This is a genomic window from Exiguobacterium sp. s5, assembly GCF_018618075.1.
GTDB classification, from domain to species: Bacteria; Bacillota; Bacilli; order Exiguobacteriales; family Exiguobacteriaceae; genus Exiguobacterium; species Exiguobacterium mexicanum_A.
Genome location: NZ_JACSLK010000008.1, coordinates 1 through 16588, shown reverse-complemented (window position 1 = coordinate 16588; position 16588 = coordinate 1). Strand labels below are relative to the sequence as shown.

The window sequence follows — 16588 nt, the reverse complement described above, 5'->3', positions numbered from 1 at the left end:
TATCTATAAAAAACTCGGAAGCCGCGGCTCCCGAGTTTTTTTATGCGTTGACTTTGTCTTTCATCGCCGCGAGCGCCCCGCTGTTGATGAAGTGCCATGGCTTGTTGTAGTGAGGTTGGAAGAAGAAGTCGACATAGGCGAGCTCTTCGACCGTCATCTCGTTTTGGATGGCGAGCGACAACGTGTTGACCGCTTGCGTCATGTCCGCTTTTGAGAGGACTTGTCCACCGACGACGCGATGCGTGCCGACTTCATAGACGAGTTTGAACTGAACCGGTTCAGCCGTCGGCATGAACTCCGGACGGTACGCATCTTCAATCACGACACTCTCGACGTCGAGGCCGAACAAGGCGGCCGCTTCTTCTGTGAGACCTGACGAGGCGATATTCCAATCATACAGGCGAAGACCTGACGTTCCTTGCGTCCCTTGATAACGGACACGCGGTGCAATCAAGTTCTCAGCGACGAGCGTTCCCATGCGGACGGCGTTCGTCGCGAGCGGGATGTAGGCATGTGTGCGCGCCGGGTTGTAATAGACGGCACAGCTGTCACCAGCCGCGAAGACGTCCGGGTTGCTCGTGCGCATATACTCGTCGACGATGATGGCGCCGTTGCCGAGCATGTCGACTTGGCCTTGAAGGAGTCCCGTGTTCGGGCGGAAGCCGACACAGAGGATGACGAGGTCAGCCTCGAACTCACCTTTATCGGTCACGACGTGCGTGACGTTTCCATCTGTCCCGCGGAACGCTTCGACCGTCTGGCCGAGCTCGAGGTCGATGCCACGTGACGTCATGTCCGCTTCAAGTTGATCCGTGAACGACTTGTCGAGGTACTTGTTCAAGATGCGGTCGGCACTATCGATGAACGTGACGTGTTTACCGTACACTTCGAACGCTTCGACGAGCTCGACACCGATATAGCCGGCACCGATGACGGCGATGTTCGTCGCATCTTTCGCCCGCTCGATGATGCGTTGGGCGTGGCCATAGTTTTTGCAGAGCTCAATCCCAGTCATCTCGATGCCAGGGAGCGTCGGGACGATCGGCCATGAACCAGTTGTGACGATCAAACGGTCGAACGTGTCATAGACGTCTTCTCCCGTGTCGAGGTTTTTCGCATGGACCGTCTTCGCTTCCGTGTCGATGTTCAACACGTCGTGCTTCATGCGCATCGTCGCGCCGAGTTCTTCGAGTTCGGTCGGTGACGCGTAGAAGAGCTCTTCCGCACGTTTGACGACACCACCGACGTGGAGGGCGATCCCACACGAGAGGAAGCTGACGTTGTCGTTGCGCTCATACACCGTGATGTCGAGATTGTCGTGCTTGGCGAGTAATCCTTTGACTGCTGCTGTTCCTGCGTGTGTACATCCGATGACTGCGATTTTCATATGGTTGTCTCTCCTTTGAGTGTTAGGTAAGTTAGTGTTTGTGATAAATATCACATTTACTTTCTGAACTTAGTGTACTATTTCACAAGAAGGTTTGACAATCCCTTTGCTCACTTTTTCACGTAATTATGTCTAAAGTTTGAACTCCATGTGTGACAACAAAAAAACCGTCCCGCAACCGGAACGGTTCACTTATGAGTTTGTGGTGCGTCGTCCTTTGACCCAGTGATAGATAACGACGCCGATATAGGTGAGGAGACCGATTACATACAGACTAATGCCAATCAAAATCCAGCCCAGCGCGTCCCAACCGCGGACGAAGACGAGTCCGATGATACACGATATGTATCCCACGAGGAGCAACGTCAACGAGAAGACGAGTCTCCGCTTGAATCGCGATTTCAAAAAGTTCAGCACGGCAATCAACAAAATTGTCGTCAACACGCCGATGATGATGAGTTCATCCCCGTAGTACTCCCAAGCCATCGCTTCTCCCCCTGACCTATGTTTGATTGGTTTCATCGTATCACGGCTTTCCCTCGTTCCCTATCTCTAAAAAAAGCCATCCGCATCATCGCGAATGGCTTTTTTGTTAACGAACGTAAATCGTCTTCGTCACGCTTCGGCCTTTTGGCGTCACGAGACGGAGTGTCAATTTCGTTCCTTTCTTTTGTGGGGTGAAACTGAGCGTTGTCGACGTGGCCGTCACCGTCTTCTTCGCGAGGACCGTCGACCCCCGCGTGAGCGTCAATGTGCCATACGCGACGTTCGATGTCGCCTTCAGTGTCTTCGATGCGCTCGATGGAATCGTCGTCGCGAGCGTCGGTGTCGGTCCAGTCGTCACCTTCACCGTCTGCGCATGTCGGAACGTCCCGCTTTGGCTCGTCAACGAGAGCGTCGCATTGACCGGTTGCCTCGTGAAGCGGAGCGTCACACGTCCGGTTCTGCTCGCCTTTGCAGTAGCCAATACTTTCGAACCGTTCTTCAACGTGACCGTGCTATTCGGGATCACGTACCCGACCCAGAGTGACTTCTCATCATTAATCGAGAGCGTCGACAGCGACGTTTTCGGCAACTGGATCGAGACGTCACGCGATTTCGAGCCGACCGATGCTTTGACGCGAACACGATCCCCCGGTTTGGCGGGGACGGTGTAACGTGTCGTCGATAGGCGTTTGGCCGAGACGAGTTTGTCATTTACATAGAAGCGCACTGTCGCCGTGCTCGTCTTTTTGATTGAGAGTGTCGCTTGTGTCTTTGTCATCAACGTGTCAGTTACACTGAGCGTCGGAGTGAACGCACGAACCGTCTTCGTGAGTTCATACGTCGCATCGCCGCTCGAACGTGTGACGAGAATGACATCCCCTTCTTTTAATGGCGTCTCGAACGTGTACGGCATGACGCGTGTTGTCGCCACATGCGTACCATTTCGATAGATGCGATAGGCCTGATCGGTACTCGATGTGATGTTGATGGATTTGTCATATATTAACGGTGTCCGAGTCCACGAAAAGACAGGCGGTTCCACTCTTGTCTCCACGGTTGTGAGCCGGAACGCTGAAGCAGGTGCCTCTTTTAATTTGAAGTAGACTTTTGTTCCGATGTCTACAGGCATCGTATTAAACTCTTTAATCGAAATGAGTCCGTCTTCATCTGCCTGCTCATTCGAAATTTCGTAGTATTTCCCACTGCGAATCAACACATCCACTGCGGCGTTCGGCGTCGTTTTCAATGTGACACCTGAAGTGACCGTTTTCGTCAGAACCGAGATACCATTTGATGAAGTATCGTCACTTTCTTTGACCGTCTGAAGTTCAATCGGATCGGCGTAAACACCTGACCCACTACCGATTTTCACAGTCACACGCGATCCAGGTGTGAACCACCGCGCCGGTTGCCACGTATAGCGCCCCGACTCATCCGATTGGACCGTCGCCGATTGATAGTTCAACAATGAATCCGATGAGTTCGATTGATACAAGTTTTTCGTCACACTGACAAACACCGGCGTGTTCGGTGCCGTCTTCCCGCTGATCGGGCCTAAGACACCGGTTGGCGGGTCGAGTGTGAGTGGCACATAGTTCGATGCCCATAAGTCTAACCGGCGCTCAAAATCGTTCCACTTAAAAATCATGTCATACGACTCATTCGTCTGTAACGTCAGTTTCCCTTGCTCCCAAACGAACGGGTCGTCTTGATAGGCTAAACGTGCCGTCAGCTCAGTCGCTGGAATCGGTAAGGCCGTACCATCAACGAGCGTGGCCGTTCCGTTGACGTCATATGGACGACCTACCTCATAGCGATTCGTCGTTTTCGGCACATTGACATTCAGTTGCCATGGTGCTTTCCATAAAGACTCCGGCGTGTACACTTCCGTCTTCTTCATACCAAAGACGTACCAAGGACCGTGTTGTCGAATGTCAGCATCATCAATCGGTGCCTCTTTCCACTCATTCGTGCTGACGTTATAACTGACATAGAATGTCGTATACATTTCTCGCGTCATGAAGTAGTAGGTGCCATCTTTCCACGTAAGATTACTTACGTTTGCTGCATCTTTCTCAATCCATCGTTTCGTCGCCAAATCGAAAATAAACATGTGCTCCGAGTCATCACTTTTGATCACGAACCATTGATTCGCTTCTTTCATGTGACGGGCCCACCTCACCTGTCCTGAATAGGAACTGATTGTCTCAAGCACCTCTCCTGTAACCGTCCGCTTCGTCACTTGACCGTCGGCGAACGCGAGGACGTTCCCATCATCGAGCAGACTGTATACCTGATCGCTGCCTTTCGTGAGCGATCCGAGAATATCACCTGACATCGATGTGATGATATACTTTTCGTCATCAGCCCATAACATCATTCCTGTTGTTACATTCGTTGAGACGAGTCGATTCTCACTTCCTGCTTCGATTGGGAATGTCGTCGCTTCATTCGTACGTATATCCCACATCACCCACTCCGGCCATCCTTTTAACATAAATCGGCCGTCTCCGATGGCATACATATTATAAGCAGCAGACACGCGAATCGGTAACGTATATTCCTCACCGGTCTGAATGTGAACAAGCGTCTCCGGATCTCCCGAACGCCACACATACCCACTATCTCCTACGACTTCTCCTGCCGGAATGATTTCCGGTTTGGCATAGTCTTCTGCTCGGACTTCTACTCCCGGTGCTACCATCATGACGAGCACCACGAGCATGCTCCATAACCACTTCTTCATTACTCTCCTCATTTCTGTTTATGAATGCATAACTTTCAAAAATAATCCATTTTTTTGATTTAACCCTCCTAATTTTAAGTTGTTTTTTCAAAATTGAATAGCCCTAAAATCAAAAAAACACCACGTCGCATGACATGGTGTTCACTTCTCATTCATTTGTTTCATCAAATCCATCTGTTCTTTCACCATCGCCTCTTTCTCACGTCGGAGCACACCCCGGTACGTGATGCGTGAAATCGATAAACTGATCTCATACAAGAAGAAGAGCGGCAGTGACACCATGAGGTGCGACGTCAAATCCGGCGGCGTGATGAAGGCCGCGACGACGAACAAGGCGAAGTAGGCGTACTTCCGGATCGATGACAGGAAGTACGGCGTCACGACACCGATGCGCGTCAAGAACATCGTCACGACCGGCAACTGGAATAACAGTCCGAATGGGATGGTCAGTTGCAACAAGAACGTGAAGTAGTTCGACGCCCCGATGATTTGCGTCAGACCAAGGTCTTGCCCGAGGTCCGTCGAGATATCGAGGACGAGCGGGAACAACCAATAGTAGGCAAACGCCAAACCGACGAGGAACAAGATAAAGATGATCGGAATATAGGCGAGCGTCGCTTTCCGCTCGTTCGGATGCAGACCAGGTGCGACAAACGCCCACAGTTGATACAGTAGAAACGGACCAGCCGCGACGAGCCCGATGACGAGCGCCAAATTCAAGTAAATCATGAGCGGGTCCGCGACCCCAAAGGCGTTCAATTCAAGGCCTCGTTCGACGAGGTCGGCCTGGAGATAGGCGAGCACATATTTGACACTCGGCAAAGCAATCAAAAAGAAGGCAAAGACGACAAATGCCGACAGCATCAGTCGTCTCCGCAGCTCTGTCAAGTGGTCGGACAGTGCCCGTTCTTGATCAGGTTGATGGCTCATCGCTTACTGCTCTTTCTTCTCAATTTCTTTCTTGTCTTTCTCGTCATGCTCGTTCATCATGCCACTCGTGGCGTTTTTGAACTCACGGAGCGTCTGTCCGGCGGCACGGCCGAACTCAGGCAATTTCTTCGGCCCGAAGATGATGAGCGCGATAATCGCGATGACAAACAGACTTGCTCCGCCTGGAATACCGACGACGAGTGACGATAATAGTAATTCCATTATTGATGGACCCCCTCAGCAGATGGATAGTGTTGCATAAAGTAAATGAGCGACTGGAGTTCGATCGACAAGTCGATATGATGGACGCGGACCGTATCCGGCACAGTAAGCCTGGCCGGTGTAAAGTTCAAGATGCCTTTGATGCCGAAGCGGACCAAGTCATCCGCGACAGGCTGTGCATAGGCAGACGGCACCGTCAAAATCGCGACGTCAATCTTGTTTTGCTTCATAATCTGTTCCATCTCATCGACGTGATGAATCGGGACACCGGACATCGTCGTGCCGACTTTTGTCTCGTCTGCGTCGAACCCGACGACGATATGTGTGTTATTGTTTTTAAGGAAGTTATAGTTGACGAAAGCTGTCCCGAGATGACCAACCCCGACCAAGGCGACGTTCGTAATCTCGTCCTGATTCAGTGTCTTACGGAAAAAGTCTAACAGATACTGTACGTTATAGCCATATCCCTTTTTACCGAGCGCACCGAAGTACGAGAAATCGCGACGGATCGTGGCCGAATCGACCTTGACCGCCTCACTCAGTTCAGCAGAAGAGACACGCTGTTTTCCTGATGAATGCAGGCTTTGGATAAACCGATAGTATAGTGGCAACCGTTTGGCTGTCGCTTGCGGAATCTTTGGTTCGTTTTGACTCAACGGAAAGAGCCTCCTTTTTACGACGCGTTTCAAACGAATCTAATTTCATACACCTTGATTGTAAACGAATTCACATAACCACTCAACGAATATACCTGAAAAGACTAAAAAATACAGTATACTAAATAGAGAGAAAGGGGTTTTTTCACTTGATCCTACTGCAAGTCAATAACTTATCGAAATCATTCGGCGTCGAGCCGATTTTAGAGAACGTCAAACTCGAAATCCAAGAAGGCGAACGCGTCGCCCTCGTCGGCCGGAACGGCGCCGGCAAGTCGACACTGCTCAAAGTCATCGCCGGGGAATACAACTATGACTCAGGCGATATCATGAAGCCAAAAGATGTGACGATCGGCTATCTCGCCCAAGATTCAGGACTTGAATCGAACGAGACGATTTGGAACGAGATGCTCACCGTCTTCACCGATTTAATTGAACAGGAAAAAACGCTCCGCCGCATGGAACAAGACATGGGATCTGAGCGCATCTTGAACGACCCGGCCGCCTATGAGCGCCTGCTGTCGTCTTACGATGAAGAACAGCATACGTTCAAAGACCGCGGCGGCTATCAATACGAGGCGACGATCCGCTCCGTCCTTCACGGAATGCGCTTCTATCCGGACGACTTCGAGCGCCGCATCGATACGCTCTCCGGTGGACAACGGACCCGCCTCGCCCTCGCGAAGATGCTCCTTCAAAGTCCAGACCTGCTCATCTTGGATGAGCCGACGAACCATTTGGACATCGAGACGCTCGGCTGGCTCGAGAAGTATTTGAGCGGTTATAAAGGCGCCGTCTTGATCGTCTCCCACGACCGCTACTTCCTCGACCGCGTCGTCTCGGTCGTCTATGAGCTGTCTCGCCACCGGAGCCGTCGTTTCGTCGGCAACTATACGAAGTATCTCGAGCAGAAGGCCGCGATTTATGAGCAAGAGAAGAAGCAGTTCGAGTCGCAACAAGAAGAGATCGCCAAGATGCAGGACTTCATCCAGCGCAACATCGCCCGGGCGACGACGACGAAGCGGGCCCAGAGCGTCCGCAAACGTCTCGAGAAAATCGACCGGATGGACGTGCCGGATGGTGACGAGCGTAGTGCCGTCCTCTCGTTCGCAATCAAACGCCAAAGCGGGAACGACGTGTTGAGCGGCAGCGACCTCGCCATCGGTTATGAGGAGCCGATCGCCCAGCATCTCCGCTTCCAGCTGCAGCGTGGCGAATCGGTCGCCCTCGTCGGTCCGAACGGAGTCGGCAAATCGACGCTCTTGAAAGTGTTGACGAAACAACAGCCGGCGCTCACCGGTGACATCCGCTACGGTACCGGCGTCGAGATCGGTTACTACGACCAGGAACAACAGAACTTGTCGGATGCCAACCGCGTCATCGACGAGATTTGGAACGACTGGCCGCTCATGCGCGAACAAGAAGTGCGCAGCCTGCTCGGTCAGTTCCTGTTCAGCGGTGACGACGTCATGAAACGTGTCCATGAACTGTCGGGTGGAGAGCGGGCCCGCTTGACGCTCGCGAAACTGAAGCTCGAGCAGCCGAACTTGCTCATCTTGGATGAGCCGACGAACCACTTGGACCTCGACTCGAAGATGATTCTCGAGAACGCCCTCGTCGACTACCCGGGCACGATCTTGTTCGTCTCCCACGACCGTTACTTCATCGACCGGCTCGCGACGCGCGTCTTGGAGATCACGCCGAACGGCATCGACGAATACCTCGGTGATTACTCGTACTACGTCGAGAAGAAAGAAGAACTCGAAGAACTGGCCCGACTCGCTCGTGAAGAGACGAAACAAGTCATCGTCAAGAAACAGCGCGCCGACAAGGAACAGCAACGCGAGGAGCGCCGGATGAAACAACGGATCGAGGAGATCGAGCTCACGATTGAGCAACACGAGGCCCGGCTCGAGGAAATCGAGCAGCTGTTGTGTGAACCGGACGTCTTCAACGACTTCGCTCGGGCACAGGAACTGTCGACCGAGTCCGATGCGACGAAAGAATCGATCACGGCGCTGTATGCAGAATGGGAGGAGCTCCATTCATGATGCGATTCCGTGCGATGCGAATCGAGTGGATGCACGCCTTCCTGACTGGTCTCGCCTACATCGTGCCGACCGGGACGGAGTACGTATCCGAACTGATTCGTGGGGAACCGACCGTCGTCCCGTCGTTCCTGTTTTATTTCCTGCCGGTCGTCATCGGCTTCATCATCCAGACGTGGAGCGGGATTGTGATCAGCTTGTTGAGCGGTCTGCTCATGAGCACGCTGTTTATCCGCCTCGTCGTCTGGCCGGTCGATGTGACCGTGCACAGCTTTTACACGCCCGGCTCGGTATGGGGCCACTTCTATCAGTCGACGCTCCTCATGTGGGTGCTCGCCTTGATCGTCTATGTCGTGAGCCGAGTGAATATGTGGTATAAACAAAAGAAACATCATCCAGAAGTATAAAAACAGGGAAGCCGCACTCCATTGTGGAGGTCAGCTTCCCTGTTTTACGTTTAGAAATAACGCAACGGTTGGAAACCGCGCGTGTGGAAGTCGAGCTTGATGCCGTCTTCCGTGATAAAAAACACGTACTCGTTCGTATCGACGTCACGGACGAACACTTTGTAGAATGTGAGCGCCTCTTCGTCGTTCGTCACATATTTTGCCTCATGCGTCGAGATGACTTGGGCGAACAATTGCTCTTCGTCAAACTCGTTGACAATGTCCTCGAACTTCGCCGCCTCTTCTTCGGTTGCTTCTCGTCCCGGTGCGATTTGATAATACGCATCGCTCGCTTTCGGCTGAACGCCGAGGTTGCGGTCGACGACGATGACGCTTTCGATGTCTTGATCGTCTAAGCTCTTATAGCCGTACAACGTCTCGACGAGCGTGTTCTCACCCGTGACCCGGCCGATGCCTTCGAGCGATTCCGCTCCCGTGAGCGACCGGACGCGTGTCGCTTCCGGAACGATTTCTTCTTGATAGGCGATATTATAAGCGCGGATGATCTCCCGTACTTGCAAAAACGTCGCGACGACGAGCAGTACGACGAGACCTCCAATGATTATGCGTTTCATCATCTGTATATTTCCCCCTAGACTGTCATGCTCTCTTCTAAGGATAACCCAGGAACCGCATTCATCGCCAGTGTATCGCGCTTTCCGCGCACATACGCGTGATGTGCCGCGACTCCAATCATACCGGCGTTGTCTCCGCATAGATCAAGTGGTGGGATGACGAGGCGGATGCCTTCGCGGTCCGTCGCTTCTTGAAGCGCGGCACGGAGTCCACGGTTGGCCGCTACACCACCCGCAACGAGTAGCTGCTTCGCGCCTTTTTCTTTCACGGCACGAATCGCTTTCTCGACGAGCACTTCGACGACGCTCGCTTGGAAGCTGGCCGCCAAGTTTTCAGGGATGACCGTTTCCCCACGCTGTTCGGCATTATGGACGGCATTAATCACCGACGACTTGAGCCCGCTGAAGCTGAAGTCGAAACTTCCTGCCTCGAGCCGAACCCGTGGGAATTTATACGTGTCTTCCCCGTCGGCTGCCAGACGATCAATGGCAGGTCCACCTGGGTAAGGAAGGCTGAGCGTCCGTGCGACTTTGTCATACGCTTCTCCGGCTGCATCGTCACGTGTCTCCCCAATGACTTCGAACACACCGTGCTCGGGCATATAGACGAGCTCCGTGTGTCCGCCCGAGACGACGAGACAGACGAGCGGGAACTCCATCTCTTCGACGAGTTCGTTCGCATAGATGTGTCCGGCGATATGATGCACGCCGATGAGCGGTTTGCTATGGGCGAAAGCGAGCGCTTTGGCCGCACTGATTCCGACGAGGAGTGCCCCGACAAGACCTGGTCCTTGCGTGACCGCGACGGCGTCGACGTCTTGCATCGTCACACCCGCTTCACTGAGGGCGTCATCGATGACGTAGGTGATCCGTTCGACGTGGTGGCGCGAGGCGACCTCGGGCACAACCCCGCCAAACCGTTTATGACTTTCAATCTGCGACGAGACGACGTTCGATAAAAGCGTCTTACCGTCACGCACGAGCGCGACCGACGTCTCATCACAACTCGACTCAATCGCGAGGATGAGCGATGTGTCCATCTGTTTCACTTCCTAACTTCGCCCAGTAAATATAGGCGTCTTCATTATTGTCTTGATAATATCGTTTCCGGCGTCCGGCATTTTCGAAACCGAACTGTTCGTACAGCTTTTGGGCGCCGATGTTCGAGACGCGCACTTCGAGCGTGAGCGCCGCGAGTGACTTCGAGCGGGCAAATTCAACGAGTTGCGTCAACAGCAGATTGCCGATGCCTTGCCCACGATATTCCGGTAAGACGGCGATGTTCGTGATGTGCCCCTCGTCTACGATTTGCCAAACCCCGACGAAGCCGACCACGCGTCGTTCATGCACAGCGACGAAATAGATCGCTTGGTCATTGCGGAGCATCTCGTTCATGAACGCTTCTTTCGTCCACGGAATAGCGAACGAGGCCTCCTCGACTTTGGTCACTTCTTCGACGTCGAGCCATGTCATGCGCCGGATTTTAATATCAGCCATTGTTTTGTCCCTCGAGCCATTTCGCTTCCGCCTCAGCGAGACGAAGATACTCGGGCTCAAACGCATGGACATCATTCGTGGCCTCACCTAAGGCGACGAGATCGCTCGCACGGCCGTAACTATGCGCGGCCGGTGCTTCGGTATAGTCGTAAGACGCGAGTGCGTCACGGAACGGCTCCACGTCGCCGACGACGACGAATGGTCCGCTGATATTGGCTTCGAGCCAAGCGGCGACCGAGGCGTGACGGTCGGGTGTGACGGCCTCGTTCTGTTGATAATGCCCGATATAGGCATTCCCTCGACGGGCGTCGATGAGCGCGACGACTGGGAGCTCCGTGTTCGGGGCCGCCGCCATAAGACGGAGCGCCGAGACCCCGACGAGCGGGATCTGAAGCGTGTAGGCGAGCGTCTTCGCTGTCGTGACACCGATGCGAATCCCCGTATAAGACCCTGGACCTGTCGTCACGACGATGCGTTCGAGTTCGGTCGGTGTCCATTTGACCGCGTTCATCAATTGTTCGATCATCGGCATGAGCGTGACGGCATGGTTTTTCGAGACCATGACCGTCGCCTCGGCTTGAATCTGTCCGTGCTCACTCAAGGCGACAGACAGACGTGTCGTCGACGTGTCAATCATGAGTTGTTTCATGCGAGCACCTCCTTCACGAGTGCATCATACGTGTCGCCGACGGGCGCGAACGTCAACTGACGTTCCTCGTCCCCGACTCGCTCGATTGTGATGGCGAGCCGTTCCGTCGGAAGTGACGACTCGATCAAGTTCGACCATTCGACGATGGCGACACCATCACCGTTGATGTATTCCTCGAGGCCAATATCGTCCCCCGTGTCTTCGAGACGATAGACGTCCATATGATAGAGCGGCAAGCGCCCTTGGTATTGTTTCATGATGGTGAACGTCGGGCTGTTGACGTTACGCGTGACGCCGAGGCCTTTACCAAAGCCTTGGGTGAACGTCGTCTTGCCGGCACCGAGGTCGCCGTCCAACGTTATGACCGTTCCGGCTTTGACGAGCGTGGCGAGTTTTTCTGCCACCGCCTGCGTTTCGGCCGCAGAATGGGTAATCAATGTATACATGATGTTTCTCCTTTAGTGGTTCTAGCGATACGTACTCATTGTACACTCAATTTTGCGCAAAAAAAAACACGAAACGTCATCGTTTCGCTATCTCATTTAAAAAATTGGTTGCGGGGGCTGGATTTGAACCAACGACCTTCGGGTTATGAGCCCGACGAGCTACCAGACTGCTCCACCCCGCGACGACATATGAAATTAAATAAAAATTGGTTGCGGGGGCCGGATTTGAACCGACGACCTTCGGGTTATGAGCCCGACGAGCTACCAGACTGCTCCACCCCGCGATGGTTTGAATTGTTTCGACATCCTCTATAATAAGTGAAGTAGTTATAAAATGCAACCTTTTTCTAAATGTTTTTTGAGAATTGGAATCGGGAACATGATAAGGAGTGTAACTTACTAGAGAAAAGGGGCGCGACCGTCATGTCGAAATGGGGTAATCGCTTTAAAAAATGGTTCTTTTCCGAACTGGATGCATCCGTCTATTTTCACACCGTACCGTTTCTCCCGAACGAAACCGTCCATGGAACGTTACGCGTGTCGAACACCACTTCACATGTCGTGCGACTGCAGGAGTTGACGCTTAACTTTTTGACGACTTTCAAAGACATCACGCTCGAAGGAAATGAGTTCAACCGCGAGGCCGATCTTCAAGAAGTCCCAATCCCTCTATCGGTCGTCCTCGAACCAGGTGCTGAAGAGCATATCCCGTTCACGTTTGATTTAACGATGTATGCCCCGTCGACAGCGGGCGCTCCGTATAGTGTGGAAGCGACCGTCTGGGACACGGACGGCAAACGGGTTTGGTTCGATGTTGTCGAGAATGTCGAAGTCGAACCGCTCCCCGCTTTGAAACGCTTGTTAGAGGCGACCGAACATGCAGGCCTCGAGCTCATGTTCGTCCGCAACGTCATCGACCCGCTCGGAGAAGAACGGCCGTATCCATTCGTCGAGAAGTATGGGTTTAAGCCGGTCGGCGACTGGGCCGACGAGTTCGAAGTCGTCAAATCGTTCTGGCGCATCGATGAGGATGGGGTCGACGTCTATTACTGGCTCGACAACATCGAGAAGCAACGCACACTTGAGTCGATTGCGAACGACGTCACGTTGCGCCATCGCTCGCTCACGTGGGACCAACTCGAGCGCGAACAAGATCGGCTCGGGATCGGGATCCAAGAAACGTTACGCAGCCACCGCTCATGATGAGCGGTTTTTTTGTGGGCTCCGCTCAATCGTCCAAACATTATCGCTTGTCGAGACGACCGTCTGGAACTTCTCACGATGCGGATGCATGAACAGTTCGTATTGAAACCGACGCTCGTCGTGCGAGGTTTTCAAGTAGCCCAGGTCCATCCCACGCTCTTGGATGTCCCGAACAGAACGACGGGCGAACTCAGTCTCGCTATCCGTATACAAATAGACCGATACATCGAAATAGTGAGGTTCGAGGAAGGCGACACTCATCCCTTCGATGATGGTGACTCGTTTTGCTGGATCGATCCAAGTCCGTTCGAGATACGGGACGTCGATCGTATAAAAGCCGATGCCTTCTCGTACCATCCGGACATCACGCTCGAGTGACAGCAAGTGATGCGCGGAAGGATGACAGGCCGTCATCTTGTAGTGATGCGTTTGACCGTCGACCGTATAGTCGATTATAGCACTCTTCCGTAACATCGAATCCGTGATGTAAGGGTCGGTATTGATATAGTTCACGTCCCCAAGACGCGCGCGTAAAGCATCAGCGAACGTCGTCTTGCCGGCACCTCCGTGTCCCGAAATCCCGATGACCGTATGTCTTTCTTGCCCGACTTCGTCGACGATATAATCGATCAAATCATTCATTTGAATCCCCCTTTTGGTACACTTCATATAGAAAGGAAGTGTACCAATCCCGATGTCCACTTGTCCATTTTGTCATCCACAGCTTGATCCATCACAACGAATCGTTGCCGAGAACGAGACCTGCTACTTTTTAATGCATGATCGTGAACAGGACGTGCTCGTCGGTTCAGGCATCATCGTACCGAAACAACACCGAGCGACGACGTTCGATCTCACGCCTTCGAATGGCATGATACATACAGACTGCTCCACGAAGCGAAGGTGTTCCTCGAAGAGACGTATAGCCCTGACGGCTATACGCTTGGTTGGAACGTCGGAATTGCTTCAAACCAGACCGTGCCCCACGCGCACTTGCATGTCATCCCGCGTTACACGGCAGGTCCCCATGCCGGGAAAGGGTTACGCCATTGGTTGAAACGACCAGAATGACCAAACAGCTCACCGCGTAAGGATGAGCTGTTTTCGTTTCGCTTCTATTTCTTTGAGTTGTCGCTCCAAACGTTCGACTTCTCTTGTCATTTTCTCGATCAGTTTAGCGATTTCTCGATCGAGCCCGTTCACTTTATCCAGTGAATCGTTGATTCGTCCATGCATCGTCCATTCCGAGAAAATATCGTCGAGGAAATAGTCAGCGAACTGGATCAGTGATCCGCGTTCAATCTGTAATCCGCTGACGACGCCTTTCACATCAGCCAACTCCCGCGAGAATCGCTCAAGTGCGGCTTGAAGTTCATGCATCTTCCGCTCCGAGGCATCGATGGCATCATGTTTCATCGCTGTCGCAATCAAACCCCCTCCAAAGAACGTATCATACGTCGACCAGCCTTTTGCACTGTCGAGATGTTTCAGTGTTCTTGAAATGGCAGTCCGCGCTGTATGTCCAGCACTAATGGCTTCTTTATACTCAATGAGCACCTCATTCGTTTCCACTTGCTGCTTCGTGAGCCGATATAGTGTTTCCTTAACTTCAGGATCCTGCTTCAAGTGAGCTTCTTTCTCTTTTACGAACGCTTCCCACTCTGCGTCAATCCCGTTATACGTCTCAAAGGTTTCATATAAATCACGACGTTCAAGCCCTAACTCATCGACCATTGCCTCGTGTTCTCGTAACTTCAATTCGGCCCGGGCCGCCTCTTCTAATTCAATCGTTTTTTGTTCGTTGAATGTTCCCCTGAGTTTACGCCATGCGTTGACGAGCGAGAATGAATCTAAGTCATAGACATCGCGTTGTTCTTTCGTAAACGAATTGAGAAGTTGCTTTCGCACAGCTTCATGTTCGGCAATTTGCTTGTCGAGTGTTTTTAATTTCCGGGCGAGTCGGTCCCGTTCTGCCATCTGTTGTTGTAAGTCGTGTTGGGTTTGGTAGAGATCACTCATAACGTTTCATTCCTCCAGTTTCTTTTCGATAATGTTCTAACAGGTCTTTGACGTGTACCCCATCAATCGTTAAGCCGTCAATCGATGAACCCTCGATCTGGACCCCATCAAGCCGACAGTTTTTCATAATCGTGTTCGTCAGGTTTGTATGGAAGAACGTCGTCGGCCGTCCTGACTCGTACATGGTGACGAATCGATATTGTGAGCCGGAAAGATTCAAGTCGTCGAACTCGGTTTCTCTGAAGTTAATATTGCGGAATTGGCTCCTCGTGAAATTACAATTGCTGGCCCGTAGTTCTGAGACGTTACTATTCGTGATGGCGATTTGACTCGCATCTATTCCATACGCTTGGCACCTTTGATCGAGCGCTCTTCATATCGCAATGTGATTGCTTCATCTACGGGTTGCTTTACTCGTTTGACGAAACAGACCTCTTCGCTTGATTCGAAGACGGATTGGTAACCGACTGCCCGATAAAATGCCACATTGTGGGGTTGGGCTGCTGATGTCTCCAACTCCCAAATTCGTACAGTCGGATGAAGCCTCTCGATTGACTGTAGTGCCTGTTTTCCAATCCCTTTACCTTGTCTGTATGGATGAATAAAGATGCGGTCAATCCGTCCGTAATCTTTCCCTGTCAACGTCACGACGGCTCCCCCGACGACTTGTCCTTCATGTTCGATGACATAACACATCAATTGTTCAATCAAATACAAGCTCATCGCCTGGTCATCATAACCCGGTGGTTCAATATTTAAGTCCCGATATGGTAATCGGAGACGATCTGCCTCTTGTTTAAAACTCGCTCGTGAAACCTCAGTGAACGCCTTGTAGTCTGAGACTGTCGCTTCACGGATTTGCATACTTGACTCCCCCTCTTCTGTCTCTTCATACGAGAAGATTAGATGAAAAGTTTCAAAGGAAACGACAAAAAAGGACGACCAAGCATCTGCTTGATCGTCCTTCGCGTTGGCCTAGCAACGTCCTATCCTCACAGGGGGAGACCCCCAACTACTTTCGGCGCTGAAGTACTTAACTTCCGTGTTCGGCATGGGAACGGGTGTGACCACTTCGCTATCGCCACTAGACAATTATTATATTAGCATTATATATCCCGTTTGTCAACACTTTCATAAAAAAAAGAACGACCAAGCATCTGCTTGATCGTCCTTCGCGTTGGCCTGGCAACGTCCTATCCTCACAGGGGGAGACCCCCAACTACTTTCGGCGCTGAAGCGCTTAACTTCCGTGTTCGGCATGGGAACGGGTGTGGCCGC

At 52.3% G+C, this 16588-nt stretch carries 18 protein-coding genes, 2 tRNA genes, 2 rRNA genes and 1 pseudogene; 4 read left to right on the top strand and 19 right to left on the bottom strand.

Annotation, left to right across the window (positions count from 1 at the left end; all coding sequences use genetic code 11):
• Positions 1 to 40 precede the first annotated feature (40 nt).
• The 6 genes from KNP60_RS14150 to KNP60_RS14125 all read right to left on the bottom strand — a co-directional run bounded on the left by KNP60_RS14150 (position 41) and on the right by KNP60_RS14125 (position 6427).
• Positions 41 to 1387 carry an FAD-dependent oxidoreductase gene (locus KNP60_RS14150; protein ID WP_214797763.1) on the bottom strand — a complete coding sequence of 449 codons (1347 nt, stop codon included), beginning with the start codon at positions 1385 to 1387 and terminating at the stop codon, positions 41 to 43.
• Positions 1388 to 1579: 192 nt separating this feature from the next.
• Positions 1580 to 1873, bottom strand: a complete 294-nt coding sequence (locus KNP60_RS14145; RefSeq protein ID WP_214797762.1) for a YesK family protein — start codon at positions 1871 to 1873, stop codon at positions 1580 to 1582.
• Positions 1874 to 1979: 106 nt separating this feature from the next.
• The gene (locus KNP60_RS14140; protein ID WP_214797761.1) at positions 1980 to 4619 is read right to left on the bottom strand and encodes a hypothetical protein; all 2640 of its coding nucleotides are present in this window, start codon (positions 4617 to 4619) and stop codon (positions 1980 to 1982) included.
• 141 nt (positions 4620 to 4760) lie between these two features.
• Positions 4761 to 5549: a twin-arginine translocase subunit TatC gene (tatC, locus tag KNP60_RS14135; protein ID WP_034781413.1), complete on the bottom strand. Its 789-nt coding sequence runs from the start codon at positions 5547 to 5549 to the stop codon at positions 4761 to 4763.
• Between the two features lie 3 nt (positions 5550 to 5552).
• A complete protein-coding gene (locus KNP60_RS14130) occupies positions 5553 to 5771 on the bottom strand; it encodes a twin-arginine translocase TatA/TatE family subunit (protein ID WP_034781411.1) in 219 nt (72 codons plus the stop codon).
• Entirely contained in the window at positions 5771 to 6427 is a 657-nt protein-coding gene (locus KNP60_RS14125) for a redox-sensing transcriptional repressor Rex (RefSeq protein WP_029596207.1), read from the bottom strand. Before KNP60_RS14125 ends, KNP60_RS14130 begins: the two co-directional genes overlap by 1 nt.
• A gap of 149 nt (positions 6428 to 6576) precedes the next feature.
• On the opposite strand from KNP60_RS14125, the gene KNP60_RS14120 reads away from it, so the two are divergent.
• Positions 6577 to 8478 carry an ABC-F family ATP-binding cassette domain-containing protein gene (locus KNP60_RS14120; protein WP_034781409.1) on the top strand — a complete coding sequence of 634 codons (1902 nt, stop codon included), beginning with the start codon at positions 6577 to 6579 and terminating at the stop codon, positions 8476 to 8478.
• Positions 8475 to 8882, top strand: a complete 408-nt coding sequence (locus tag KNP60_RS14115) for a hypothetical protein (RefSeq protein ID WP_034781408.1) — start codon at positions 8475 to 8477, stop codon at positions 8880 to 8882. Before KNP60_RS14120 ends, KNP60_RS14115 begins: the two co-directional genes overlap by 4 nt.
• 50 nt (positions 8883 to 8932) lie before the next feature.
• Here KNP60_RS14115 and KNP60_RS14110 read toward each other — a convergent pair whose 3' ends face one another.
• The 7 genes from KNP60_RS14110 to KNP60_RS14080 all read right to left on the bottom strand — a co-directional run bounded on the left by KNP60_RS14110 (position 8933) and on the right by KNP60_RS14080 (position 12372).
• Positions 8933 to 9499: a hypothetical protein gene (locus KNP60_RS14110; protein WP_034781407.1), complete on the bottom strand. Its 567-nt coding sequence runs from the start codon at positions 9497 to 9499 to the stop codon at positions 8933 to 8935.
• Positions 9500 to 9513: 14 nt separating this feature from the next.
• Complete coding sequence (gene tsaD, locus KNP60_RS14105; protein WP_214764628.1) at positions 9514 to 10536, bottom strand: tRNA (adenosine(37)-N6)-threonylcarbamoyltransferase complex transferase subunit TsaD; 1023 nt, start codon at positions 10534 to 10536, stop codon at positions 9514 to 9516.
• On the bottom strand, positions 10508 to 10993 hold the full coding sequence (gene rimI / locus KNP60_RS14100) for a ribosomal protein S18-alanine N-acetyltransferase (RefSeq protein WP_021065388.1): 486 nt from the start codon (positions 10991 to 10993) through the stop codon (positions 10508 to 10510). Before rimI ends, tsaD begins: the two co-directional genes overlap by 29 nt.
• The gene (gene tsaB, locus KNP60_RS14095; RefSeq protein WP_214754678.1) at positions 10986 to 11642 is read right to left on the bottom strand and encodes a tRNA (adenosine(37)-N6)-threonylcarbamoyltransferase complex dimerization subunit type 1 TsaB; all 657 of its coding nucleotides are present in this window, start codon (positions 11640 to 11642) and stop codon (positions 10986 to 10988) included. Before tsaB ends, rimI begins: the two co-directional genes overlap by 8 nt.
• The gene (gene tsaE / locus KNP60_RS14090) at positions 11639 to 12088 is read right to left on the bottom strand and encodes a tRNA (adenosine(37)-N6)-threonylcarbamoyltransferase complex ATPase subunit type 1 TsaE (RefSeq protein ID WP_034781401.1); all 450 of its coding nucleotides are present in this window, start codon (positions 12086 to 12088) and stop codon (positions 11639 to 11641) included. Before tsaE ends, tsaB begins: the two co-directional genes overlap by 4 nt.
• Before the next feature lie 105 nt (positions 12089 to 12193).
• A tRNA-Met gene (locus KNP60_RS14085) sits at positions 12194 to 12270 on the bottom strand.
• A gap of 25 nt (positions 12271 to 12295) precedes the next feature.
• Positions 12296 to 12372: transfer RNA gene (locus KNP60_RS14080), tRNA-Met, on the bottom strand.
• Between the two features lie 139 nt (positions 12373 to 12511).
• Here KNP60_RS14080 and KNP60_RS14075 point away from each other — a divergent pair.
• A complete protein-coding gene (locus tag KNP60_RS14075) occupies positions 12512 to 13291 on the top strand; it encodes a sporulation protein (RefSeq protein WP_214754682.1) in 780 nt (259 codons plus the stop codon).
• Here KNP60_RS14075 and KNP60_RS14070 read toward each other — a convergent pair.
• Positions 13286 to 13933, bottom strand: coding sequence for a uridine kinase family protein (locus KNP60_RS14070; protein WP_214754684.1), 648 nt, complete (start codon positions 13931 to 13933; stop codon positions 13286 to 13288). The genes KNP60_RS14075 and KNP60_RS14070 overlap by 6 nt on opposite strands.
• Before the next feature lie 52 nt (positions 13934 to 13985).
• Between KNP60_RS14070 and KNP60_RS14065 the strand changes: the two are divergent.
• Positions 13986 to 14362 (top strand): annotated as a pseudogene (locus tag KNP60_RS14065) (HIT family protein).
• A 9-nt stretch (positions 14363 to 14371) separates the two neighbouring features.
• Here the strand turns inward: KNP60_RS14065 and KNP60_RS14060 are convergent.
• The 5 genes from KNP60_RS14060 to rrf (KNP60_RS14040) all read right to left on the bottom strand — a co-directional run.
• Positions 14372 to 15310 carry a coiled-coil domain-containing protein gene (locus tag KNP60_RS14060; RefSeq protein ID WP_034781392.1) on the bottom strand — a complete coding sequence of 313 codons (939 nt, stop codon included), beginning with the start codon at positions 15308 to 15310 and terminating at the stop codon, positions 14372 to 14374.
• Entirely contained in the window at positions 15303 to 15629 is a 327-nt protein-coding gene (locus KNP60_RS14055) for a pentapeptide repeat-containing protein (RefSeq protein WP_353048655.1), read from the bottom strand. The genes KNP60_RS14060 and KNP60_RS14055 overlap by 8 nt, the downstream gene beginning before the upstream one ends.
• 17 nt (positions 15630 to 15646) lie before the next feature.
• The gene (locus tag KNP60_RS14050; RefSeq protein WP_214797760.1) at positions 15647 to 16174 is read right to left on the bottom strand and encodes a GNAT family N-acetyltransferase; all 528 of its coding nucleotides are present in this window, start codon (positions 16172 to 16174) and stop codon (positions 15647 to 15649) included.
• 109 nt (positions 16175 to 16283) lie between these two features.
• Positions 16284 to 16399, bottom strand: a 5S ribosomal RNA gene (rrf, locus tag KNP60_RS14045).
• A 91-nt stretch (positions 16400 to 16490) separates the two neighbouring features.
• A 5S ribosomal RNA gene (gene rrf, locus KNP60_RS14040) occupies positions 16491 to 16588 on the bottom strand; the annotation flags it as partial.

What these genes read in the sequence shown, in the direction of transcription:
- KNP60_RS14115 (WP_034781408.1), top strand. Translation starts at nt 8,475, where the DNA reads ATGATGCGATTCCGTGCGATGCGAATCGAGTGGATGCACGCCTTCCTG.
- KNP60_RS14150 (WP_214797763.1), bottom strand. Translation starts at nt 1,387, where the DNA reads ATGAAAATCGCAGTCATCGGATGTACACACGCAGGAACAGCAGCAGTC.
- KNP60_RS14140 (WP_214797761.1), bottom strand. Translation starts at nt 4,619, where the DNA reads ATGAAGAAGTGGTTATGGAGCATGCTCGTGGTGCTCGTCATGATGGTA.
- tsaE (WP_034781401.1), bottom strand. Translation starts at nt 12,088, where the DNA reads ATGTATACATTGATTACCCATTCTGCGGCCGAAACGCAGGCGGTGGCA.
- KNP60_RS14060 (WP_034781392.1), bottom strand. Translation starts at nt 15,310, where the DNA reads ATGAGTGATCTCTACCAAACCCAACACGACTTACAACAACAGATGGCA.
- KNP60_RS14110 (WP_034781407.1), bottom strand. Translation starts at nt 9,499, where the DNA reads ATGATGAAACGCATAATCATTGGAGGTCTCGTCGTACTGCTCGTCGTC.
- KNP60_RS14130 (WP_034781411.1), bottom strand. Translation starts at nt 5,771, where the DNA reads ATGGAATTACTATTATCGTCACTCGTCGTCGGTATTCCAGGCGGAGCA.
- KNP60_RS14070 (WP_214754684.1), bottom strand. Translation starts at nt 13,933, where the DNA reads ATGAATGATTTGATCGATTATATCGTCGACGAAGTCGGGCAAGAAAGA.
- KNP60_RS14050 (WP_214797760.1), bottom strand. Translation starts at nt 16,174, where the DNA reads ATGCAAATCCGTGAAGCGACAGTCTCAGACTACAAGGCGTTCACTGAG.
- tsaD (WP_214764628.1), bottom strand. Translation starts at nt 10,536, where the DNA reads ATGGACACATCGCTCATCCTCGCGATTGAGTCGAGTTGTGATGAGACG.
- KNP60_RS14075 (WP_214754682.1), top strand. Translation starts at nt 12,512, where the DNA reads ATGTCGAAATGGGGTAATCGCTTTAAAAAATGGTTCTTTTCCGAACTG.
- tatC (WP_034781413.1), bottom strand. Translation starts at nt 5,549, where the DNA reads ATGAGCCATCAACCTGATCAAGAACGGGCACTGTCCGACCACTTGACA.
- rimI (WP_021065388.1), bottom strand. Translation starts at nt 10,993, where the DNA reads ATGGCTGATATTAAAATCCGGCGCATGACATGGCTCGACGTCGAAGAA.
- KNP60_RS14145 (WP_214797762.1), bottom strand. Translation starts at nt 1,873, where the DNA reads ATGGCTTGGGAGTACTACGGGGATGAACTCATCATCATCGGCGTGTTG.
- tsaB (WP_214754678.1), bottom strand. Translation starts at nt 11,642, where the DNA reads ATGAAACAACTCATGATTGACACGTCGACGACACGTCTGTCTGTCGCC.